Below are 20,065 nucleotides of genomic sequence, written 5' to 3'. Positions count from 1 at the left end.
CCCGTCTCCCCGGTCTTAATCGGTGAGGAAATAGGTGATGGTGGTCACCACCCGCACCTTCTTGTCGATCTGCTTTTCCGGCCGGTCATTGGGAATATCCACCGCCGGCAGGATTTCGAACACGCCCTGATTGGCAGTCTGGATGTCACCGACCTGCGCCCCCGACTCGGTGGCGAACTGGGCCGCGGTTTCCTTGGCGCGGGTGGTTGCCTCGGTCAGCATTTCGCTCTTGAGGTCGTTGATATTGGTGAAGACGAAGGAGGCTCCGGCGCTGTAACTGTCGGAGGAAAACACCACGCCCTGCCGCAGGAGGTCGGCGACCGAACGGCTGGCATCGGCCAGTTCGCTGACCCTGTCGGTGGTGACCAACATGTCCTCGGTCAGGACGAAGCGATATTCGTCGTTCATCGATGAGGCGTTGTAGCCGGCCGCCCGGTCTTCGACGAGCACGTTCTGAACCTGGATTTCGTCTTCGGCAAAGCCGCGGTCCGAAAGGAAGCTGCGCACCGACGCTTCCGAGGTTTCAAGGCTGGCGCGTGCCGCCTGCAGCGTCGGGCCGGTGGCGACGAACCGGATGGGCCAGAAGCCAAGATCGGCCTGCACCGCCCGCTCGGACAGGCCCTTGACGGTGACGGTCCGCAGCGGCTGGCGGCTTTCCACCAGCGAGGTGCCGACAAACCAGCCGGCCAAGGCAATTCCGGCAGCCACGCAAAGTGCTGCAACAATACCGACAATTTTCATGCTAGGTCCCCTCTCATTCGCCCCGAACGATAGTAGCGCGCCGCGAACATGGCGCGTTTGTGGCATAGGTTTGTGGCATAGGAGGATGCGGCTGAATGAGTAATGAACAGAGACGGTTCGGGATCGGGATCGTTGGCACCGGCATGGGAGCCAAGCCACATGCCCTGGCCCTCAATGCCCTGCGCGACACGGTCGAGGTCCGCGGCGTCTGGCGGCGCAACAGCGAGGCGCTCGCACGCTTCTGTGCCGAATATGATTTTCCCGCCGCCCCCGATTTCGACAGCCTCCTGGCCGACCCCGGGATCGACGCGATCCTGATCATTACCCCGCCCAATGCGCGGCACGACCTGGTCGCGGCGGCGGCCCGGGCCGGCAAGCACGTGCTGATGGAAAAGCCGGTGGAGCGCACCACCGAGGCGGCCAGGGCCATTGTGCAGCTTTGCGACCAGGCCGGCGTCAAGCTCGGCATCATCTTCCAGCACCGGTTCCGCGCCGCGTCCAAGGCCCTAGCGGCGCATGTGGCCAGTGGCGCATTGGGAGCGCTGCAGGCGGTGCATCTCGTCGTGCCCTGGTGGCGGCCGCAGAAAGGCTACTACGACCAGCCCGGCCGCGGCACCGTCGCTCAGGATGGCGGCGGCGTCCTCATCACCCAGGCCATTCACTCGCTCGACCTGATGCTGAGCCTGACCGGGCCGGTCAAGGCCGTCACTGCGCTCTGCGCCACAACGGGCCTGCACCAGATGGAGACCGAGGATTTCGTCGCCGGCGGCATGGAGTTTGCCAATGGTGCGGTGGGCGGAATGATGGCGACGACGGCCAATTTTCCGGGCGGTGCGGAAAGCCTCACACTCAATTTTGCCGAGGCCGGCGCGACGCTGACCGGCGGCAACCTGACGCTCAACTGGATGGACGGCCGCACCGAGACCGTGGGAGAAGCCAGCAATTCAGGCGGCGGCGCCGACCCGATGGCCTTCCCCTTCGATTGGCATCAGGCCCAGATCGAGGATTTCATCGCCGCCGTGCGCGAAGATCGCCCGCCTCTCTCCAATGGCCACACGGCCATGCATGTGCATCGCCTGATCGAGGCCCTGGTCCGCTCCGGCCGCGAGGGCCAGCGCGTGCTGGTCGAAGCCTAGCAAACGCCCGCCCGAAATCAGGCGATCAAGGCCTTCTTTGCCGCGATGCGGGCCCGGATGTGCTCGACATCGGCCTTGGGCGTCGCGGCGAACAGGGTCTTGGTATAGGCGTGCTGGGGGTCGGCGAAGACTGCTTCCCTTCTGCCATGCTCGACCACGTCGCCGAAATACATGACCATGACCTCGTCGGCGATATAGCGGACGACGCTGAGGTCGTGGCTGATGAAGACATAGGTCAGTCCGAACTCTTCCTGCAGGTCCTTCAGCAGGTTCAATATCTGCGCCTGAACGGAGAGGTCGAGCGCCGATACCGGCTCGTCGAGCACGAGAAAGCTCGGATTGAGCATCAGCGCCCGGGCGATGGCGATGCGCTGCCGCTGACCGCCGGAAAACATGTGCGGATAGCGGTTGAAGTGTTCGGGTTGCAGGCCGACCCGGGTCAGCATGGCCATGGCCCGTTCACGCCGCTCCGCCCCCGACAGCGACGTATTGAGCAGCAGCGGTTCGGAGAGCACGTCGCCAATCTTCTGGCGCGGGTTGAGCGAACCATAGGGGTTCTGGAAGACGATCTGCACCTTCTGGCGCATCTGTTTGGTGACCTGCGCGGCGCTGGCCGGGATGCCATCGATGCGGATGTCGCCGCTGGTCGGCGCATCGATCAGCGTGATCATGCGCGCCAGGGTCGACTTGCCGCAGCCGCTCTCGCCCACCACGGCCAGGGTCTTGCCCTTTTCGAGGGTAAAGCTGACGCCCTTGACGGCATGGACCACCTTGGCGGGCCGCAGGAAACCGCCCGAGGTGACGTAATCGCGCCTGAGGTCGCGGACTTCGAGAACAGGACCGCTCATCAGCGCACTCCCGGTGCCGCTTCGAACAGCATGTCCGAAACCGTGGGCAGGCGGTCGCCAACGGCGTTTTCTGGCAGGGCCGAAAGCAGGGCGCGGGTATAGTTCGATTGCGGGCTTTCGAACAGCGAGAGCACGTCGGCCTCCTCCATCTTGCGGCCCTTGTACTGGACGATGACGCGATCGGCGGTTTCGGCCACCACGCCCATGTCATGGGTGATCATGATCAGCGCCATGCCGGTCTCGGCCTGCAGGCTCACCAGGAGATCAAGGATCTGCTTCTGGATGGTGACGTCGAGTGCCGTGGTCGGCTCGTCGGCAATCAGCAGCTTGGGATTGCAGGCAATGGCCATGGCGATCATGACACGCTGGCACTGGCCGCCCGACATCTGGTGCGGGAAGGCCTTGAGCTTGTCCGCCGCCTCGCGGATTCCGACCAGTTCGAGCAGGTCCACCGCACGGCTTCGCGCGGCACGGCCTGAAAGGCCCAGGTGCTTTTCGAGCACCTCCCCGATCTGGAAGCCGACGGTAAAGCAGGGATTGAGGCTGGCGATGGGCTCCTGGAAAATCATGGCAATATCCTTGCCGATGATCCTGCGCTTTTCGGCGGCCGGCATGGACAGCAGGTCACGTCCTTCAAAGGTCATGACGTCGGCCTTCACCGTCGCCGAGGGCGGCAACAGGCCCATGGTGGCGAGCATGGCCACCGATTTTCCCGACCCCGACTCGCCCACGATGGCGAGCACTTCGCGCGGATCGACGGCAATATCGATGCCATCCACCGCCTTGAACAGGCCGACCGAGGTATCGAAGGCGACACTCAGATTGCGGATTTCGAGCAGGCTCATGGGTCAGCTCCGCTTCAGCTTGGGATCGAGCGCGTCGCGCAGCCCGTCGCCGATGAGATTGATCGCCAATACCGTGATGAGAATGGCCAGGCCCGGCAGGGTCACCACCCAGGGCGCCTTGAGGATAAACTCGCGGGCCGAAGCCAGCATGGTGCCCCATTCGGGCGTCGGCGGCTGTGCGCCCATGCCGAGAAAGCCGAGGGCGGCGGCCTCGAGGATGGCGTTGGAAAAGCTCAGCGTCGCCTGCACGATGAGCGGACCCAGGCAATTGGGCAGGATGGTCACCAGCATGAGGCGCAGGTGCCCCGCGCCGGAGAGCTTGGCGGCCGTGACATATTCGCGGTTCTTTTCCGCCATCACTGCCGCCCGCACCAGACGGGCGAAATGGGGTTGCAGCACCAGCGCAATGGCGATCATGGCGTTGAACAGGCCCGGACCGAGAATGGCGACCAGCACCAGGGCCAGCAGCAGGGGCGGAAAGGCCAGGATGATGTCCATGACGCGCATGATGACGACATCGACCCAGCCTCGGAAATACCCGGCCAGCACCCCCAGGATGACCCCGACGATCAGCGCGCCGAGCACCACGAAAAAGCCGATGAACAGCGAATAGCGGGCGCCATGGATGAGGCGGGAAAGGATGTCGCGACCGACCGGATCGGTGCCGAGCAGGAACCGGGGATCGGCATTGCCATCCCAGATGGGGGGCTTGAGCAGCGCGTCGCGGAACTGCGCCTCGGGCGCATAGGGCGCGATCAGCGGCGCGAAAATGGCGACCAGCAACAAAAGCGAAAACACCACGAGCCCCAGGACGGCGCCGCGGTTGACGGAGAAGTAGTGCCAGAATTCACGCAGGGCGGAGGCTGGTCTTGCACTTGCGGCGGGCGTGGTGGTGCTCATGTCACTGCACCCGGATGCGTGGATTGATGAGGGCATAGAGCAGGTCGACCAGAAGGTTCACCGCCATGACGATCAGCGCGATGATCAATAGGCCCGACTGCACCACGACATAGTCGCGCTTGGCGATGGAATCGATCATCCATTTGCCGATGCCCGGCCAGGTGAAGATGGTTTCGGTGAGAATGGCGCCGCCCAGGAGCAGGCCGACCTGCAGACCGATGGTGGTCACAACCGGGATGAGGGCGTTGCGCAGCGCGTGGACATTGACCACGCGTCGGGGCGCCATGCCCTTGGCGCGGGCCGTGCGGACATAGTCTTCGCCCAGCACTTCAAGCATGGCCGAGCGCGTCTGGCGGGCGATGACGGCAAGCGGAATGGTCCCCAGCACCACCGCCGGCAGGATGAGATGCCGGAGCGCCGAGCCAAAGGCCGCCCAGTTCCCGTAGAGCAGCGTGTCGATAAGCATGAAGCCGGTGATAGGCCGGAGGAAGAAGGTGAGCGCGATGCGCCCCGAGACCGGTGTCCAGCCCAGATAGCCGGAAAAGAAGATGATCAGCAGCAGGCCCCACCAGAAAATGGGCATGGAATAGCCGGTCAGCGCCACGCCCATGGTGAACTGGTCGAACCAGGAGCCGCGCTTGACCGCGGCAAAGATGCCGGCGGGAATGCCGATGACCACCGCAAAGATCATGGCGCAGAGCGCCAGCTCGATCGTGGCGGGAAACAGGGTCATGAATTCATTGATAACCGGGCGCTTGGTGGCCAGCGAGATGCCGAAATCACCCTGCAGCACGCTGCCCAGATAATTGAAATATTGCTGCCAGATCGGCAGGTTGTAGCCGAACTGCTCCTTGAGGATTTCGTAGCGCTCGGGGCTGACGCCATGCTGGCCGGCCATGGCCAGGATGGGATCGCCGGGCAGCACGCGTACGAAGGCGAAGGCGCAGATGGAGATGCCGATGATGGTCGGCACCAGAAGCGCAATTCTGCGCAGGATGTAACTCAGCATGGTCGGGTCGTCGCCCCTGGGCGCCACCGCCGCGCATCGTGTCGCGACGCCAGCCCGTTTCCTGGATGGCCTGCTCTTTCCCGCCTCGAGTTGGGCGTGGCGAGCGGGCTCGTGATTAAAAGCGGAGCCTCGTTCCGGTTCTATCCGGATCGAGGCTCCTGTTTGATGACGTGTCCTTCGCCTTATTCGGCGATATCGACGCCCTTGAAGATATGGGTGCCGAGCGGGCTCATCTTGTAGTTGAGCACCTTGTTGTTCATCGGCATGAAGACGCGGCTATGGGCCAGGGTGATGGCCGGTTCTTCCGCCTTGAAGATTTCCTGGGCCGTGGTGTAGAGCGCGGCGCGCTCTTCCTGGCTGGCGACGGTCTTGGCATCCTGGATGGCCGCCTCGAACTCGTCATTGCACCAGCTGGCATAGTTGGAAACGCCGATGGCCGAGCAGGAGAACAGGGTCGCAAAGAAGTTGTCCGGATCACCATTGTCGCCGGTCCAGCCGATCATGAACGGACCCTTGCGGTCGGCCTGCTTGCCGCGCTCGCGATATTCGGTCCATTCATAGGTCACGATATTGGCGGTGACGCCGACCTTGGCCCAGTCGGCCTGGATCAGTTCGGCGACGCGCTGGCCGTTCGGGTTATAGGGACGCGAAACCGGAATGGCCCAGAGATCGGTGGTCAGGTCGGTAACCCCGGCCGCTTCCAGCATCTCCTTGGCCTTTTCCGGATCGTAGACGTCGGCCGGAATGGCATCGTCATAGGACCACATGGTGGGCGGGATCAGGTTCTTGGCGTCCTGGCCGGCACCTTGATAGACGGCATCGATGATGGCCTGCTTGTCGATGGCCATGGTCAGCGCCTTGCGCACGTCCGCGTTGTCGAACGGGGCTTCGGTGGTGTTGTAGGCGATATAGCCGATATTGAGGCCTTCCTGCTCCATCACCGTCAGGTTTTCGTCGGCCTTGAGGATTTCGATGTCGGCAGGCGCCGGGTAAGGCATGATATCGCATTCACCAGCCATCAGGCGCTGGGCGCGCACCGATGCGTCGGTGGTGATGGCGAAGATCAGGTCATCGATCGGCTGCTTGCCATCCCAATAATCGGCAAAGGCCTGGTAGCGGATGACGGTGTCGAGCTGGTAGTCGACCAGCTGGAACGGGCCGGTCCCGACCGGCTGGGTCGAGAAGGCCGCCATATTGCCGTCGGCTTCGAGCTTGTCGGCATATTCCTTGGACACGATGGAGGCGAAATCCATGGCCAGGTTGGCCAGCATGGGCGCATTGGGCTCGGTCAGGGTCAGCTTGACCGTAAGGTCATCGACCTTTTCGAGCGAAGCGATATAGCGCGGCATGTCCATGCCCTGGAAATAGTCCCAGGTCATGCCTTCGAGATAGTTGATCCAGGGATTGTCTTCCTTGTACTGGCGCTCGAAGGAGAAGATCACGTCATCGGCGTTGAGATCGCGCGTCGGCGTGAAGTACTCGGTCGTGTGGAACTTGACGCCCGGACGCAGCTTGAAGGTGTATTCCAGGCCATCCTCGGACACTTCCCAGCTCTCGGCCAGGGCCGGTGCCACCTCGGTGGTTCCGGGGACGAATTCGACCAGACGGTTGTAGATGGTCTGCGAGGACGCATCGAAGTCATTGCCGCCCGTCAGCGGGCCGGGATCGAAGTGCGCGGGCGAGGCTTCCGAGCAATAGACGAGCTGCTTGGCTTCCGCTGCACCAGCGGCCAAAGCCAGCATGGCGGTTGCCGCCAACAGGGTCTTGGTCAATTTCATGATTGCTGTCTCCCGAGACATATTTTTGCGCTCCCGGCGTTTTTACCGGGGCTTGGGCCCTACCAAAGCCCAGAAATTTAGGCAGCGCAATGGGAAATTGACCAATTGGTCAATCGGCCGAACGGGGATCGGCCCTATCCACAGGATTGGACGGTTCTGCCCAAAAGCGTTCGACTGCCGTCAGACGCTTGACCGTCCCGCCGGGCGCGGCGCACCATGACGGCATGACCCTTGCCATCGCCACCATTTCGCTCATCGTCGATGACTACGATGCCGCCATCGCCTTTTATGTCGACCGGCTCGGCTTTGAATTGCTGGAAGACACGCCGCTGGGTCCTGACAAGCGCTGGGTGGTCGTCGCACCCGCCGGCGGCATGGGAGCAAGGCTCCTGCTGGCCAAGGCGGATGGCGCCGAGCAGGCCGCGATGATCGGCCGTCAAGGCGGCGGGCGGGTCATGCTGTTCCTGCAGACCGATGATTTCGACCGCGACTATGCAAGCTTCCGCGACCGTGGCGTGACATTCCTCGAAACCCCACGGCACGAGCCCTATGGTTCGGTCGTGGTGTTTGCTGACCTTTATGGAAACAAATGGGATTTGATCGCGCCAAAATCCTGATCATGCTGACGCTGGCGGCGTCGCCGGCCCTGGCCTTCGAGCCCGGTTGGCACCCGTCCCCACTTGCTGGCGAAGGCGACCGGGCCAGCATGGGTTGCCCCGCGGCTGCCGAGGGCGTGGAGCAGGCCTGCATCATCGTGCGCTGCGAAGACGACTATTCGACCGGCATCCATATCCAGTCGGGGCGCTGGCCTGGAGCGGAAGGCAACTGGCATCTGACGCTGGACCGGGAGGACCGGACCATTGCCGCGATTGCCGATGCTGGCCCCTATTCCGCCCGGCTGGTGGATGGCGACGGCTGGCTCCTGGATGGGCTCTTGCATGGCACATTTGTCTATCTGCGCCATGCCGAGGACATAGACGGCCCCTATCAGCAGATCACCCTGGAAGGATCCTTCCGCGCCATCGGCGAAGCGCTCTACTGGTGCGCGCCGCGCGTTCCCCGGGGCGAACAAAATGCACCGCCGGGCGTTGACCCCGAAAGCCAACAAGGAGAGCCGCAATGAATCGCCGTCCCCTGGGTCGCAGTGAACTGGTCATCGAACCGCTCGTTCTGGGCGGCAATGTCTTCGGCTGGACCGTCGACGAAGCCAGGGGGTTCGACATTCTCGACGCGTTCGTCGCCGAAGGCTTTACCGCCATCGACACGGCCGAGGGCTATCCGAACTGGGTGCCCGGCAATCCGCCGGGCATGAGTGAGACCATAATCGGCAAGTGGCTTAAGGCGCGCGGCAATCGCGAGAGCGTCCACATCATCTCCAAGGTCAATTCGGGCAAGAAGGAAGGCGGGCTCAAGGCCGAGGCCATCCAGGCTTCGATCGAGGCATCGCTCAAGCGCCTGCAGACCGATTATCTCGACCTCTATTTCAGCCACTGGCCCGATGCCGGCGCCACCCATGAGGAGACGCTCAGCGCCTATGACACGCTGATCCGAGCCGGCAAGGTGCGGGTGATCGGAGCCTCCAATTACACCGCGGCCATGATGAAAGAGGCGCAGGAAACGGCGGTGATCAAGTCACTGCAGCGCTATGAGGTCACGCAGAACCGCTACAATCTCTACGATCGCGCCGAGTTCGAGGCCCTCGCGCCCTATCTCGTCGAGAACGACGTCGGCGCCATTGTCTATTACAGCCTCGCCTCGGGCTTCCTCACCGGCAAGTACCGCGACAGTGCCGATCTCGGCCAGTCGGCCCGTGGCGGCGGGGTCGGGCAATATCTCAACGACAAGGGTCTGGCGATCCTCGGCGCGCTGGATGCGGTTGCCGCCGAGGCCGATGCCACCCCGGCTGAGGTGGCGCTGGCCTGGCTGATCGCCCAGAAGGGCGTCAGCGCCCCCATCGCCTCGGCCACGTCGGTCAAGCAGGTGGAAAGCCTGGCCCGCGGGGCGCGGCTCGCCTTGCCGGATACTGCCCTGGACCGGCTGAACCGGGCCGGTTCGTAATCCTGCCCGGAGCCAATGCGGAGAAATCCCACTGGCCGTCATCAGGCAGTTTTGAGAAGATTGTATGCGTTTAAGCGAATCATTCTGCCTGACTGGCCGGCCACTGTTCCGGCTTTAACCATATTCCGGTTGGTTGGGCCCATCCCCGCTACCGGTCCGCCATGCCCGATTCCGCCTCGCCTTCCACTGACGTGTTCGATGCCGGCGGCCGCGGCATGCAGCATCACGGCCTGCGCCGCACCAATCAGAAAGCCGTGCTGACAGTGGTCGGCTTCAACTGGGGCGTGTCCAATGCCGACATTTCCCGGTTTTCGGGCCTGGCCCCGCAGACGGTTTCGGCCATCGTCATGGAACTGGAGCAGTCGGGCCTGGTGGAACGCGGGCCGGTGCTGCGCGGACGGCGCGGGCAGCCGGCCACGCCGATCTTCATCCGGGCCGACGGCGCCTTCGCCATTGGCGTCGAGCTGGGCTGGAAGCATCTCGATCTGGTGCTGCTCAACATGCACGCGCAGGTCCTTGCCCAACGCCGGCAGGACTATGCCTTTCCCCGTCGCGACGTGGTCGTGGACGCGATTGCCCGCTTTGCCGGCGAACTCACCGAAGCCCTGCCCGGCACGGAGCGGGCGCGGCTGCAGGATATCGGCGTCGCCATGCCCGGCCATCTCGAGCACAATCTGGAGCGGCTGGGGGCGAGCTCTGCCGATGTCGCGGACTGGCGCGACTTCGACCTTTCGGCCGAACTTGCGGCCCGCACCGGGCTCGTGGCCCATGTCTTCAACGACGGCAATGCCGCCTGCTGGGCCGAGTTGATCGCGCTCGACCGCCCCCGGCCGACCAATATTCTCTACTTCCTCATCTCGCATTTCCTGGCGGCCGGGGTCATCGCCAATGGCGCGCTGTGGGAAGGCCCGACGGGCAATGCCGCCAATCTGGGCTCGATGATGGTGCATGACGGCAGTGCCGGCGAACTCTTTGCCCATGACGCGGCATCCCTCTCCGCGCTTTTTGCGCGCACCGGCATTGCGCCCGGCCAATTGCAGTCGGACAATTGGGTGGAGAGCGATGCGGCGCCACAGGTGCGGGCCTGGATCGAGGCCGGTGCCCGCGTCATGTCGCGCGTCGTGTTCAATACCACCACAGTCATCGAAGCGCCGCTGGTGGTGCTCGACACCGTGCTCGCGCCCTCGATCACGAGGCTTTTCGTCGAGCGTCTGACCGGGGAACTCTATGCCCTGGGCGTCGGCAATTTCACCCCGCCCCGGATCGTGCCGGGCCGCCATGGCCGGCTGGCCCCGGCCATCGGCGCCGCCGAACTGCCGCTGTTCAGGCGATACTTCTAGAACAGTGGCGTGGACGTTTGACTGATGAACCGGCGATTCGGTTCTCGGGTCCGCTCAAAACTCAGGGCTTGGCTGCCTGCAGTTGCGTCTTGAGCTTTGCGCTGGGGATGAACACCACCGTGCGGTGCGGGGCGATGGCGTGCTCGGTACCGGTGCGCGGATTGCGCCCGACCCGCTCGGCGCGGCTGCGCACTTCAAGCGTGCCAAAGCCGGTCAGCTTCACCGTTTCACCCGCCGCCAGCCGGTCGCCGATCAATTCCAGCATCTGTTCGCAAAGCGTGTTCACGTCGCTGCGGGAAAGCTCCGAAGCGGCGCAGGCGGCCTCGCCAAGCACGGCTCTGGTAACGGTCTTGACCACGCGACATCCTCCACACAACTTAAGTTCATAGGAAGAACTTAAATGCCTGTCCAGCCCGAAAAATCTCCACCAAAAACCTGATGAACCTAATCATCTTTAGTTGACTTCTTTTAGAATGGTTATAAGCTGGGCGCTGTGACATAAGGAGCCGAGAGCCTGTTTGCTCGTCTCCCAAACCGGAAAGCTGCCCGTGAGACTCACCCGCCAATCCAATTATGCCATCCGCGCCCTGGTCTATTGTGCCGTCAATGAGCCCGGTCTCAGCCGCGTCGCCGAAATCGCCGAGGCCTATGGCATTTCCGAGCTCTTCCTGTTCAAGCTGATCAAGCCGCTGGTCGAAAATGGCTTGCTGCAGACCGTGCGCGGCCGCCATGGCGGGATCAAGCTGGGCAAGCCGGCCGACCAGATCACGCTCCTCGAAACAATCCGGCTGACCGAGGAAAATTTTGCGTTGGCCGAATGTTTCGAGGATGGCGCCGATTGTCCGCTAATCGGGGAATGCGACCTCAACGGCGCGCTGCGCGAGGCGCTTGGGGCGTTCTTCGAGGTGCTCAACGGCTACACCATTGCCGATCTGGCCAGCAAGAAGCGCTCGATTCGCGAGCGGCTCGGCCTGCTGGACGAGAAGGTCGTGTCGGGCGGCGCCGCCGCCTGATCGTCGCGACCGGCAAAAAACTTGCCGTCCGTATAAATATGAGTTTGACAATCATGTTTGAGCATGATTGATAGAGGCCGTGGCGACGGCGACCCCTTGGGGCCTGTGGGTCGCACGCCAGATACCTGACGGGGCTTGCTGCTACCGTCTCCCCCGGGCCGGCCAGGATCCTCAACGTCCTGTCCGGCCCCTTGCTTTTCGCGCAATTGATCTGCCAGCAGTGCTGTGCTCTATCCGGGCCGGATCATCTCGGAATTTTCATGGCTGCCCCACCCCTTCTTTCCCTGCAGAACATTGCCCTGACCTTTGGCGGCACGCGCCTGCTCGAGGCTGCCGAACTCATCGTTTCGCCGGGCCAGCGCATCGCCCTGGTCGGCCGCAACGGCTCGGGCAAGTCGACGCTGCTCAAGATCGCAGCCGGGCTCATCCAGCATGATGACGGCGTCCGCTTCGCCGAACCGGGCGCCACCATCCGCTATCTGCCGCAGGAACCGGACCTTGCCGGCTTCAGCACGGTGCTCGCCTATGTCGAGGCGGGCCTGGCGCCCGGCGACGATGTCTATCGCGCGCAATATCTGCTCAATGCCCTGGGGCTCGGGGGCGAGGAAGACCCGGCCCGGCTCTCGGGCGGGGAGGCGCGCCGCGCCGCCCTGGCGCGGGTTCTGGCGCCGCAGCCCGACGTGCTGCTGCTCGATGAGCCCACCAATCATCTCGATCTGCCGGTCATCGAATGGCTGCAGGACGAATTGAGCCAGATGCGCTCGGCCATGGTGCTGATCAGCCACGACCGCCGCTTCCTCTCCGACCTCTCCCGCTCCACCGTCTGGCTCGATCGCGGCCTGACCCGCCGGATCGAAAAGGGCTTTTCCGCCTTCGAAAGCTGGCGCGACGAGGTGCTCGAACAGGAAGAACGCGACCGGCACAAGCTCGACCGCCAGATCGTGCGCGAAGAACATTGGCTGCGCTATGGGGTGACGGCGCGCCGCAAGCGCAATGTCGGGCGCCTCGAGCGGCTGTCCAATCTGCGCCAGGAGCGCCGCGACCAGCGCCGCGTGACCGGCAATGTGGCCATGGCGGTGAGCGAAGGGCGCGTCTCGGGTGCGCTCGTCGCCGAAGCCGAAACGATCTCCAAGCGCTATGGCGACCGCCCCATCGTTACCGATTTCTCGACCCGCATCTTGCGCGGCGATCGCGTGGGCATTGTCGGGCCCAATGGTGCCGGCAAAACGACGCTGATCAAGCTGCTGACCGGGCTCATCGAGCCCGATAGCGGCACGGTCAAACTGGGCGCCGCCATCGAAATGGCCATGCTCGACCAGGGCCGGGCGCGCCTCGATCCGGACACGCGGCTGCGCGATGCCCTGACCGGGGGTGGCAGCGATACGCTGATCATCAATGGCGAATCCAAGCATGTGGTCGGCTACATGAAGGATTTCCTGTTCACCCCCGAACAGGCCAATACCCCGATCGGCAAGCTGTCCGGCGGCGAGAGGGCCCGCGTGGCCCTGGCCCGCGCCCTCGCCCTGCCCTCCAATTTCCTGGTGCTGGACGAGCCGACCAATGACCTCGACCTCGAAACGCTCGACCTGCTTGAGGAAATGGTTTCGGACTATTCCGGCACCGTGGTCGTGGTCAGCCATGACCGCGACTTTCTCGACCGGGTGGCAACCTCGGTGATCATGGCGGAGGGTGATGGCCGCTGGACCGAATATGCCGGTGGCTATTCCGACATGGTCAACCAGCGCGGCAGCGGCGTTCTGGCGCGCGCCACGCCGGCTCCGGCGCCCAAGGCCGAACGCACCCGCAGCGCACCGCCGCCACCGCCCAGCCCGGCGCGGCGCAAGCTCAGCTTCAAGGAAAAGCACGCGCTTGAAACCCTGCCCCGGGAAATCGAGACGCTGGACGCCCTGATCGACACCCTCACAACCGAACTCGCCGATGCCGGCCTCTATGCCCGCGATCCGGGCGCCTTTGCCAGCAAGTCCAAGGCCTTGACCGACGCGCAGGCCCGCAAGGGCGCGGCCGAGGATCAATGGCTCGAACTGGAAATGCTGCGCGAGGAACTCGAAGGTTAAGCTTAGCCCGTAACCTGATCCACCCGTCCGCCGCCCTTCACCTCCCCCTTGATGGGGGAGGTAGCGCCGCTCGGCCCGCAGGGCCGTAGCAGAGCTGGGTGGGGGTGTACCCGGAAAACCGCTAGAGCGGCTTGAAATCGAAGACGGGCTTTTCGAGATAGCCCAGCCCCTCGGTCTCCCCCGCAATGCGCCGGAGCATGGCCTGGCCCAGATTGCGACCGGCGCCGACAAAATCCTCCGCGACCGTTTCAGCCATGGGCTGGAACTGCATGAACAGGCTCGAAGCCTGTTTGGCCACCACATGGGCGGTGCTGCCCACCACATGTCCGGCTTCCGCAAGCCCGCCCAGAACCGCCAGCGCCGAAACTTCGGAGGCACAGACATAGCCATCCGGCCCGTCCGGGCGCTTGGAGCGGCGGATGACATAATTGCGGATGGCATCGGTGGGGCTGTCGAGATTGACGTCGGCGGCGAACTCGAAGGCGATGCCGGCCTCGCGCGCGGCGCGCTCCATGCCGGTCTTGAGATGTTCGGTATAGGTCAGGGCGCTGTCCGGCAGGATGATCGACACCTTCTTGCAGCCACGTTCAGCCAGCCTTTTCGTGGCGCCATAGGCATAGGCGTCGTTGTCGAAGTCGACATAGGGATGGGTATCGGGCCAGTTGCTGCGGCCGTGGCTGACAAAGGGAAAGTCATTGTCGAGAAGATAGCGGATGCGCTCGTCGAAACTCTCGGCCTTGGAGAAGATGACGCCATCGGCCATGCGGTTGCGCACGATATGGCGGATGGGCTCGATCGGCTCGACATTGCGGAACAGCGGCGTGATCACGAGGTGGTAGCTGGTATCGCGCAGCGCCTCGGTGATGCCGGTCACCAGGCTCGTGCCGAAACCATAGATCTGCTCATCCGGCTGCAGGATGAGCGAAATCACATTGGTCCGCCCGGTCTTGAGGCGCAATGCGGCGCGATCGGGCATATAGCCGATCTCGGCAGCGATCTTCTGCACCCGGTCGCGCGTGTCCTGTGCCAGTTCGGGCGCATTGTTGAGGGCGCGCGAAATGGTGGTGACGGCCAGCCCCGTCATTTGCGCAATGGTTTTGAGGGTCGGCTTGCCAGAAGGTTTGGCCCCGCGCTTGGCGCGGCTGGGCGGGGGTGGCTGATCGGCGGACACGACGCTTCTCCTGCGGGCCGCCGGACGGACCGGCGGCAAAATCAAGTGCGCAAGAAAACACCAGATGCGCCTAGTGAGGCAAGCTCAACCTCAGTCGCATAATATGAGTATTGTGATCATATTATTGAAATTGAACGAAAGTCGAGCACCTATTTTCACTTTTTGTCCCGCAAACGCATAATGGTGGTCTGGAAAAAATCGCACACCCGCCTTATCTTGCCATTGCTGCGCCGCAATGGCGTGGTCAAAGCTTCACCGTCCAACACCGCAAGGAAAGGAATGACGATGACGACATCGACGACCTTCACTCTCCATGCCGCGTGTTCGACCGTAGTACTCCGAATGCATGGCGCCAAACGCTGGCAAGGGTCCTGTCGCTCCAAACGAATGTGATTTCCGTCACATCCCCGTCTCAGAAAACCGATAGTACCCGCGTTGCTGGCCCGATGGCGCCCCTCCCCGATGAGGGAAGCGTCCTCGTTCGACCAGACGCGCAAGTGGAGATTCCACCATGCAGGAAAACAGTATTTCAAGGGCCGAAAGGCTCAGGCCGATCGTCATAGAAGTGGGCGGAGAACCGCAGGGCGTCGTCGTCCAGGATACCGAGGGCTACCGCTTCGTGGCGGTCAAGCTTCCGGCCTTCGGCGTCGATGGCCACCACTTCGATTCGATCGAAATCGCCCATGAGGCCGTCGCACAGGCGGTGCTCGGTGGCGACGCGGCATGAATAAGGCCGGTGGTTTCGCCACCGGCCTTATTACATTTCTGCTCACATTTCTGCGCTGAGGACAGCCTGTCTGGCCGGTCCCTGTTCAATCATCATTGGTCGCGTTCAGTTCGTCGGGGCTGCGGCCTTCCGAGAGCGGCGGCGCCGGATCGATCGCGGTTTCCACCGCCCCCGCCAGCGCTTCGACATCGATGCGCGAGGCACCGGCCTGCGCCTGCCGTTCGAGTTCGGCGGTCAGCGCCACGACGATCGCCTGATGGCGATGCGGACTGGTCGGATCACCCATTTCCATCGATCGAAATCCCCTGCTCGTCGACGCGCACTTCCAGGCTCGGCTGGGATTGCTGCTGATAGGTGTAGATGCCAAAGCCGACCAGTGCCACCAAGAGGATGACGACCAGCGCATAAAGACCATTTCTGGACATGAGAACTCCTGACGCTTGTTGAGTAGGGCTCAACGCACGGAGCGGCGTTCCGGTTCAATCCTCGGCAATCTGGCGCAGGGCCATGACGAACGCGGTGACGCCAATGCCCACTGAACTCGAATTGTCGATGACGATGGGAGCGACATCGGCCGGCAGGGCAGCGCCTTCCCGCGCCAGGCGCGCGGCGATCTGATCGCGGTTCTCGCGGCCGCGCCGGGCCAGCCGTTCGGCGCGCAGGGAAATTTCGGCCGAAATCTGCACCACCCGGCACAGCGGATATTTGCCGATGGCCGCCGGCACCGCATGGCGGGAAATATTGGCAACCACCACCCGGCCCAAGGCCAGGTCGGTGTCGACGCTGATGGGTAGGGCATAGTCGAGATTATGCGCCTGCCAGACGAGGGCGAACCGCCCCCCGGCTTTGGCACGGGCAAAGGCCTCGCGGTCGAGGCTCACATGGTCCTCGAGATCCATGTCCGTTGGCCTTGTCACCAGGCGCCGCACGAAACTGAACCGCGTATCGGCCTCGAGCGCCTTGCGCGCGCCGCCGATCAGGGTGTCCTTGCCGACCCCAGAAGGGCCGACGACCAGGACCAGAACGCCAGGGGGCCTCTCGCTCAACTGATCCTCTGTCCTTCCCGCCAAACGCCACGCACCACCGGCAACGGTCCGTCGGCCGCGACCCGCACCAGGTCCGCGCGCCGGCCTACGGCAATCTCGCCGCGGTCGGTCAGCCCGACGGCCCGCGCGGGGTTTGAGGTCACGGTAGCCAGCGCCTGCGGCAGGTCAAGACCGTCAATGCGCTGCGGCAGCACGAATGCGGCTTGCAACAGGGCATAGGGCACATAGTCGGAGCTGAGGATATCCAGGAGGCCCGCCCGGTAGAGATCAACGGCCGACACATTGCCCGAATGGGAGCCGCCGCGCACCACATTGGGCGCGCCCATCAGAATGGCGATGCCGGCATCCTTGGCCGCAGACGCCGCTTCCAGCGTGGTCGGAAATTCGGAAATGGCCACGCCGTCTTCGGCAGCCTCCTCGACATGGGCGAGGGTGGAATCATCATGGCTGGCCAGCGGCAGTCCGATTTGACGGGCGCGGGCCACCAGTGTTCGCCGATTGGGCCCCGACCAGGTGTCGTGATCGGCCTGGCGGGCCGCGAGATAGGCCGCGAGGTCCGCGTCGCTCCCTCCCATATATTTGGAATAATAGGTCTTGTACTGCTCAAGGCTGGGGAACTGGCGCTGGCCCGGCGTATGGTCCATCACCGATGCCAGCCGCGTAAAGCCGGTCCCCGCCAGCGCCTCGAATTGCTCGACCACGTCATGGCTGGGCAATTCGCAGCGCAGGTGCAGGAAATGTTCGGCACGCAGCCAGCCGGCCACGCGGCCCCTGGCGATGGCGCCGACCATGGCCGAGGCATGTTTGAGCATGTCCGGCAGGTCCTGGTCGGACCCGATGCGGACCGCGTCGAAGACCGTGGTGATGCCCGAGCCCACCACCTGCACGTCATGGGCGTGCAGCGCCGCCATAGGGTCCCAGAACACGCCAGGGCGCGGCCGGTAATGGGTTTCGAGATGATCGGTATGCAGTTCGACAAGGCCCGGGATCAGGTGATCGCCACCCATATCGTCGCCAATGGTGCTGGCGCCGCTGTCGATGGCGATGATGCGGCCATCGCCGACAACGACGGAGCCGTGCACGATCTCGTCGGCCAGTACGATCCGGGCATTGGAGAGGATCAGGGTCTCTGTCATGGGCGCAGACCGAAATCGTCATGGCGCCGGAACAGCTTGCCGGTGTCCGGCTCGACGAACAGCGACAGGCGGTCCAGCACGAGGGGCGTATCGAGCAGGGGCCCGAACCAGGTGCGGGCGGCCTCTTCGATCTCGTCCATGTCGGCCTCGGCGAGCCTGTCGGTCAGGGTCATGTGAAACTGGAACTGATCGAAGACATAGGGATAGCCATAGGCCGCCAGCAATTCGGACTGCCGTTCGGTCAACCCGCCAGCGGCCCGGTCCGCCATTTCACGCAGGCTGGGCGGGCGCCGGAAATCCTCGAACTGCTCGACGACCTGCCCGGCCAGGAATTGCAGGTCTTCCGAAGACGTTTCCGGGACCAGCGCCAGAAATCCGCCCAGCCGGGCCAGCACCAGGCGGCCGAGCGGCACAGAGGGCGTCTCATCGGCAAAGGCGCGCATTCTGTCCCGCAATTGCTCGGGGCTATATCCATCGGCCAGGGCCATGGGCGGCTTCAGCGTCGCGTGAAAGCCATAGCGCCCGGCCGATTGGGTCAGGTTGAGCAGGCGCGGCCGGTCGATCCCGGCGACCGCCCCGTCGATCAGTTCACCGGTGGCGGCGTCGCGGCCCAGCCAGACCGCGGCCCGTTCCCAGAGCGGATCGGATGCGGAGGGGGCGTAGTAGATCGCGAATCTGGTCGGCATGGTTTCTCCTGGTGCCGCGCTAATGGATCGGTGTGTCACGGATTTGACAAGCCGGATTGGTCATCTTCCAATGTCGAGGCGATGTGCTGGGAGGCGAGAATGGCAAAAGTGACAGGTATCGGCGGCGTTTTCTTCCGCTCGGCGGACACCAAGGCGCTGGCGAATTGGTATGAAACTCATCTTGGTGTGACCGAAATGTGGAACCAGGAGGCGGGCATGACCGTCTTTGCCCCGTTCAAGCAGGCCACCACCTATTTCCCCGCCGACAAGCAGTGGATGATCAATTTCCGCGTCGACGATCTCGATACCATCATGGCGCAGTTGCGGGACGCCGGGATCGCCATCGAAACCCGCCCGGATGAATGGGACAGCCCGGAAACCGGCCGCTTCGCCCGCATCCACGATCCCGAGGGCAACCAGATCGAGCTGTGGGAACCCGCCGATTCCCCGGCACAATAAAAATCATACTTTTGTGGCTTTAGAGCTTGGCGGCCACCGCGCTCTCTGCTCTATAGCGGCGGCAGAAACATAGCGCTCGTGGTCCGGCTCTGTCGGTGCGGGTGCAACAGGCGCAGAGGAATTGGGCATGAGCAAGCGCAAGATTGCGGTGATCGGTGTTGGCAAGATCGCCCAGGACCAGCATCTGCCGGTCATTGACGCCTCGGAAGATTTCGAGCTGGCGGCGACCGTGTCGACCCGTGGCATTGGCCATGGTGACCTGCCGGTGTTCCGCAGCCCGGCCGAGCTCTATGCCGCCATGCCCGAGATCGGTCTGGTGTCGATCTGCACGCCCCCCGGGGTGCGTCATGCCTATGTCCGCGAGGCGCTCGACGCGGGCAAGGATGTCATGCTCGAAAAGCCGCCAACGACCACGATTTCCGAACTGGACGATCTGATCGCCCATGCCGGCCGGCTGGACCGGGTCATTTTCCAGACCTGGCACAGCCAGTACAATGCGGCGGTCGACCGGGCCAAGGTGATCCTCTCCGAAGAAGGGGTCAGCGCCGCGCGCATCGACTGGCGTGAAAGCGTGCGCAAGTGGCATCCGGGTCAGGATTGGGTATGGGAGCCGGGCGGCTTCGGTGTCTGCGATCCGGGCATCAATGCCTTTTCGATCTTCACCAAGGTCATGCCCTTTCCCGTCTTCGTCGATAGCGCCCGGCTGATCTTCCCGGCCAACCGGCAAACCCCGATCGATGTCGATATCGCCTTCAAGTCGAGCCAGCCGCACCGCCCGGACCTGTCCTGTGGCTTCAACTGGCTGGAAGAGAGCGGCGAGATCTGGACCATCGCGTTCAAGACCGGCGCCGGCAACGAGGTCAAGCTCGAGCGGGGCGGCCGGACGTTGCGCGTCAATGGCGAGGTGGTGCTCGAACATGGCGATGAAGAATATGCCCGCATGTATGATCGCTTCGCCGACCTCCTCGAGGCACGCGAATCCGATGTCGACGTCCGGCCGTTCCGCCTGATGGGCGACGTCTTCCTGCTCGGCGCACGCGAAAACGGCCCCGACTTCAACTGGTAGAAGACCAGAGAGTGGAGCGGTGATCCCCCCG

24 protein-coding genes are annotated in these 20,065 nt (G+C 63.7%); 10 read left to right on the top strand and 14 right to left on the bottom strand.

Translation table 11 applies throughout. The annotated features are described in order from the left end of the window. Positions 1 to 15: 15 nt before the first annotated feature. Positions 16 to 741, bottom strand: coding sequence for an SIMPL domain-containing protein (locus KIT02_RS14335; protein ID WP_297578948.1), 726 nt, complete (start codon positions 739 to 741; stop codon positions 16 to 18). 95 nt (positions 742 to 836) lie between these two features. On the opposite strand from KIT02_RS14335, the gene KIT02_RS14330 reads away from it, so the two are divergent. Next, positions 837 to 1,877, top strand: coding sequence for a Gfo/Idh/MocA family oxidoreductase (locus KIT02_RS14330; RefSeq protein ID WP_297578945.1), 1,041 nt, complete (start codon positions 837 to 839; stop codon positions 1,875 to 1,877). 17 nt (positions 1,878 to 1,894) lie between these two features. Here the strand turns inward: KIT02_RS14330 and KIT02_RS14325 are convergent, their stop codons facing one another. From KIT02_RS14325 to KIT02_RS14305, 5 genes are all read right to left on the bottom strand, one after another. Next, positions 1,895 to 2,725 (bottom strand): dipeptide ABC transporter ATP-binding protein, encoded by an 831-nt coding sequence (locus KIT02_RS14325; RefSeq protein WP_297578942.1) that lies wholly within the window; start codon positions 2,723 to 2,725, stop codon positions 1,895 to 1,897. Continuing rightward, positions 2,725 to 3,570: an ABC transporter ATP-binding protein gene (locus tag KIT02_RS14320; protein ID WP_297578939.1), complete on the bottom strand. Its 846-nt coding sequence runs from the start codon at positions 3,568 to 3,570 to the stop codon at positions 2,725 to 2,727. The genes KIT02_RS14325 and KIT02_RS14320 overlap by 1 nt, the downstream gene beginning before the upstream one ends. A gap of 3 nt (positions 3,571 to 3,573) precedes the next feature. Then, complete coding sequence (locus KIT02_RS14315) at positions 3,574 to 4,470, bottom strand: ABC transporter permease subunit (protein ID WP_297578936.1); 897 nt, start codon at positions 4,468 to 4,470, stop codon at positions 3,574 to 3,576. Between the two features lies 1 nt (position 4,471). Further along, positions 4,472 to 5,479 carry an ABC transporter permease subunit gene (locus tag KIT02_RS14310; protein WP_297578933.1) on the bottom strand — a complete coding sequence of 336 codons (1,008 nt, stop codon included), beginning with the start codon at positions 5,477 to 5,479 and terminating at the stop codon, positions 4,472 to 4,474. 182 nt (positions 5,480 to 5,661) lie between these two features. After that, a complete protein-coding gene (locus KIT02_RS14305) occupies positions 5,662 to 7,257 on the bottom strand; it encodes an ABC transporter substrate-binding protein (RefSeq protein WP_297578930.1) in 1,596 nt (531 codons plus the stop codon). A 224-nt stretch (positions 7,258 to 7,481) separates the two neighbouring features. Here KIT02_RS14305 and KIT02_RS14300 point away from each other — a divergent pair, with 224 nt between their 5' ends. From KIT02_RS14300 to KIT02_RS14285, 4 genes are all read left to right on the top strand, one after another. Next, the gene (locus KIT02_RS14300) at positions 7,482 to 7,874 is read left to right on the top strand and encodes a VOC family protein (RefSeq protein WP_297585327.1); all 393 of its coding nucleotides are present in this window, start codon (positions 7,482 to 7,484) and stop codon (positions 7,872 to 7,874) included. After that, positions 7,847 to 8,380, top strand: a complete 534-nt coding sequence (locus KIT02_RS14295) for a hypothetical protein (RefSeq protein ID WP_297578926.1) — start codon at positions 7,847 to 7,849, stop codon at positions 8,378 to 8,380. Before KIT02_RS14300 ends, KIT02_RS14295 begins: the two co-directional genes overlap by 28 nt. Further along, complete coding sequence (locus tag KIT02_RS14290) at positions 8,377 to 9,315, top strand: aldo/keto reductase (RefSeq protein WP_297578923.1); 939 nt, start codon at positions 8,377 to 8,379, stop codon at positions 9,313 to 9,315. Before KIT02_RS14295 ends, KIT02_RS14290 begins: the two co-directional genes overlap by 4 nt. Before the next feature lie 161 nt (positions 9,316 to 9,476). Continuing rightward, entirely contained in the window at positions 9,477 to 10,655 is a 1,179-nt protein-coding gene (locus KIT02_RS14285; protein WP_297578920.1) for an ROK family transcriptional regulator, read from the top strand. A gap of 61 nt (positions 10,656 to 10,716) precedes the next feature. Here the strand turns inward: KIT02_RS14285 and KIT02_RS14280 are convergent, their stop codons facing one another. After that, entirely contained in the window at positions 10,717 to 11,013 is a 297-nt protein-coding gene (locus KIT02_RS14280; RefSeq protein ID WP_297578913.1) for an HU family DNA-binding protein, read from the bottom strand. A 190-nt stretch (positions 11,014 to 11,203) separates the two neighbouring features. Here KIT02_RS14280 and rirA point away from each other — a divergent pair, with 190 nt between their 5' ends. Together rirA and KIT02_RS14270 are read left to right on the top strand one after the other, a co-directional pair. Further along, entirely contained in the window at positions 11,204 to 11,668 is a 465-nt protein-coding gene (rirA, locus tag KIT02_RS14275; RefSeq protein ID WP_297578906.1) for an iron-responsive transcriptional regulator RirA, read from the top strand. Between the two features lie 260 nt (positions 11,669 to 11,928). Next, positions 11,929 to 13,743 carry an ATP-binding cassette domain-containing protein gene (locus KIT02_RS14270; protein ID WP_297578903.1) on the top strand — a complete coding sequence of 605 codons (1,815 nt, stop codon included), beginning with the start codon at positions 11,929 to 11,931 and terminating at the stop codon, positions 13,741 to 13,743. 121 nt (positions 13,744 to 13,864) lie between these two features. Here KIT02_RS14270 and KIT02_RS14265 read toward each other — a convergent pair whose 3' ends face one another. Together KIT02_RS14265 and KIT02_RS14260 are read right to left on the bottom strand one after the other, a co-directional pair. Further along, positions 13,865 to 14,914, bottom strand: a complete 1,050-nt coding sequence (locus KIT02_RS14265) for a LacI family transcriptional regulator (RefSeq protein WP_297578901.1) — start codon at positions 14,912 to 14,914, stop codon at positions 13,865 to 13,867. Positions 14,915 to 15,069: 155 nt separating this feature from the next. Further along, a complete protein-coding gene (locus KIT02_RS14260) occupies positions 15,070 to 15,222 on the bottom strand; it encodes a hypothetical protein (RefSeq protein ID WP_297578899.1) in 153 nt (50 codons plus the stop codon). Positions 15,223 to 15,425: 203 nt separating this feature from the next. Between KIT02_RS14260 and KIT02_RS14255 the strand changes: the two genes are divergently transcribed. After that, positions 15,426 to 15,641, top strand: coding sequence for a hypothetical protein (locus tag KIT02_RS14255; protein WP_297578896.1), 216 nt, complete (start codon positions 15,426 to 15,428; stop codon positions 15,639 to 15,641). An 85-nt stretch (positions 15,642 to 15,726) separates the two neighbouring features. Here the strand turns inward: KIT02_RS14255 and KIT02_RS14250 are convergent, their stop codons facing one another. Genes KIT02_RS14250 through KIT02_RS14230 form a run of 5 tightly spaced genes read right to left on the bottom strand, consistent with a single transcriptional unit; the run spans position 15,727 to position 18,509 of the window. Then, on the bottom strand, positions 15,727 to 15,933 hold the full coding sequence (locus KIT02_RS14250; protein ID WP_297578894.1) for a hypothetical protein: 207 nt from the start codon (positions 15,931 to 15,933) through the stop codon (positions 15,727 to 15,729). Further along, a complete protein-coding gene (locus tag KIT02_RS14245; RefSeq protein WP_297578892.1) occupies positions 15,920 to 16,066 on the bottom strand; it encodes a hypothetical protein in 147 nt (48 codons plus the stop codon). Before KIT02_RS14245 ends, KIT02_RS14250 begins: the two co-directional genes overlap by 14 nt. A 54-nt stretch (positions 16,067 to 16,120) precedes the next feature. Then, positions 16,121 to 16,687, bottom strand: coding sequence for a phosphonate metabolism protein/1,5-bisphosphokinase (PRPP-forming) PhnN (gene phnN, locus KIT02_RS14240; protein WP_297578889.1), 567 nt, complete (start codon positions 16,685 to 16,687; stop codon positions 16,121 to 16,123). After that, a complete protein-coding gene (locus KIT02_RS14235; protein ID WP_297578886.1) occupies positions 16,684 to 17,823 on the bottom strand; it encodes an alpha-D-ribose 1-methylphosphonate 5-triphosphate diphosphatase in 1,140 nt (379 codons plus the stop codon). Before KIT02_RS14235 ends, phnN begins: the two co-directional genes overlap by 4 nt. Further along, complete coding sequence (locus KIT02_RS14230) at positions 17,820 to 18,509, bottom strand: DUF1045 domain-containing protein (protein WP_297578884.1); 690 nt, start codon at positions 18,507 to 18,509, stop codon at positions 17,820 to 17,822. Before KIT02_RS14230 ends, KIT02_RS14235 begins: the two co-directional genes overlap by 4 nt. Positions 18,510 to 18,608: 99 nt before the next feature. On the opposite strand from KIT02_RS14230, the gene KIT02_RS14225 reads away from it, so the two are divergent. Both KIT02_RS14225 and KIT02_RS14220 read left to right on the top strand, forming a co-directional pair. Beyond that, positions 18,609 to 18,968 (top strand): VOC family protein, encoded by a 360-nt coding sequence (locus KIT02_RS14225; RefSeq protein ID WP_297578882.1) that lies wholly within the window; start codon positions 18,609 to 18,611, stop codon positions 18,966 to 18,968. A gap of 127 nt (positions 18,969 to 19,095) precedes the next feature. Further along, positions 19,096 to 20,034, top strand: coding sequence for a Gfo/Idh/MocA family oxidoreductase (locus KIT02_RS14220; RefSeq protein WP_297578880.1), 939 nt, complete (start codon positions 19,096 to 19,098; stop codon positions 20,032 to 20,034). Positions 20,035 to 20,065: the final 31 nt, after the last annotated feature.

Origin of the sequence: Devosia sp., from assembly GCF_025809055.1 — a bacterium.
Classification (GTDB): Bacteria; Pseudomonadota; Alphaproteobacteria; order Rhizobiales; family Devosiaceae; genus Devosia.
Note: the sequence above shows the minus strand (reverse complement) of the source record. Positions and strands in the feature narration are given on the sequence as shown.

Bases quoted from the DNA above. Each gene is read 5' to 3' on its own strand.
- KIT02_RS14325 (WP_297578942.1), bottom strand. From the start codon at position 2,725: ATGAGCGGTCCTGTTCTCGAAGTCCGCGACCTCAGGCGCGATTACGTC.
- KIT02_RS14255 (WP_297578896.1), top strand. From the start codon at position 15,426: ATGCAGGAAAACAGTATTTCAAGGGCCGAAAGGCTCAGGCCGATCGTC.
- KIT02_RS14225 (WP_297578882.1), top strand. From the start codon at position 18,609: ATGGCAAAAGTGACAGGTATCGGCGGCGTTTTCTTCCGCTCGGCGGAC.
- KIT02_RS14220 (WP_297578880.1), top strand. From the start codon at position 19,096: ATGAGCAAGCGCAAGATTGCGGTGATCGGTGTTGGCAAGATCGCCCAG.
- KIT02_RS14250 (WP_297578894.1), bottom strand. From the start codon at position 15,933: ATGGAAATGGGTGATCCGACCAGTCCGCATCGCCATCAGGCGATCGTC.
- KIT02_RS14270 (WP_297578903.1), top strand. From the start codon at position 11,929: ATGGCTGCCCCACCCCTTCTTTCCCTGCAGAACATTGCCCTGACCTTT.
- KIT02_RS14235 (WP_297578886.1), bottom strand. From the start codon at position 17,823: ATGACAGAGACCCTGATCCTCTCCAATGCCCGGATCGTACTGGCCGAC.
- KIT02_RS14320 (WP_297578939.1), bottom strand. From the start codon at position 3,570: ATGAGCCTGCTCGAAATCCGCAATCTGAGTGTCGCCTTCGATACCTCG.
- KIT02_RS14335 (WP_297578948.1), bottom strand. From the start codon at position 741: ATGAAAATTGTCGGTATTGTTGCAGCACTTTGCGTGGCTGCCGGAATT.
- KIT02_RS14245 (WP_297578892.1), bottom strand. From the start codon at position 16,066: ATGTCCAGAAATGGTCTTTATGCGCTGGTCGTCATCCTCTTGGTGGCA.
- KIT02_RS14295 (WP_297578926.1), top strand. From the start codon at position 7,847: ATGGGATTTGATCGCGCCAAAATCCTGATCATGCTGACGCTGGCGGCG.
- KIT02_RS14330 (WP_297578945.1), top strand. From the start codon at position 837: ATGAGTAATGAACAGAGACGGTTCGGGATCGGGATCGTTGGCACCGGC.
- KIT02_RS14290 (WP_297578923.1), top strand. From the start codon at position 8,377: ATGAATCGCCGTCCCCTGGGTCGCAGTGAACTGGTCATCGAACCGCTC.
- KIT02_RS14310 (WP_297578933.1), bottom strand. From the start codon at position 5,479: ATGCTGAGTTACATCCTGCGCAGAATTGCGCTTCTGGTGCCGACCATC.
- KIT02_RS14305 (WP_297578930.1), bottom strand. From the start codon at position 7,257: ATGAAATTGACCAAGACCCTGTTGGCGGCAACCGCCATGCTGGCTTTG.
- KIT02_RS14230 (WP_297578884.1), bottom strand. From the start codon at position 18,509: ATGCCGACCAGATTCGCGATCTACTACGCCCCCTCCGCATCCGATCCG.
- KIT02_RS14300 (WP_297585327.1), top strand. From the start codon at position 7,482: ATGACCCTTGCCATCGCCACCATTTCGCTCATCGTCGATGACTACGAT.
- KIT02_RS14285 (WP_297578920.1), top strand. From the start codon at position 9,477: ATGCCCGATTCCGCCTCGCCTTCCACTGACGTGTTCGATGCCGGCGGC.
- KIT02_RS14315 (WP_297578936.1), bottom strand. From the start codon at position 4,470: ATGAGCACCACCACGCCCGCCGCAAGTGCAAGACCAGCCTCCGCCCTG.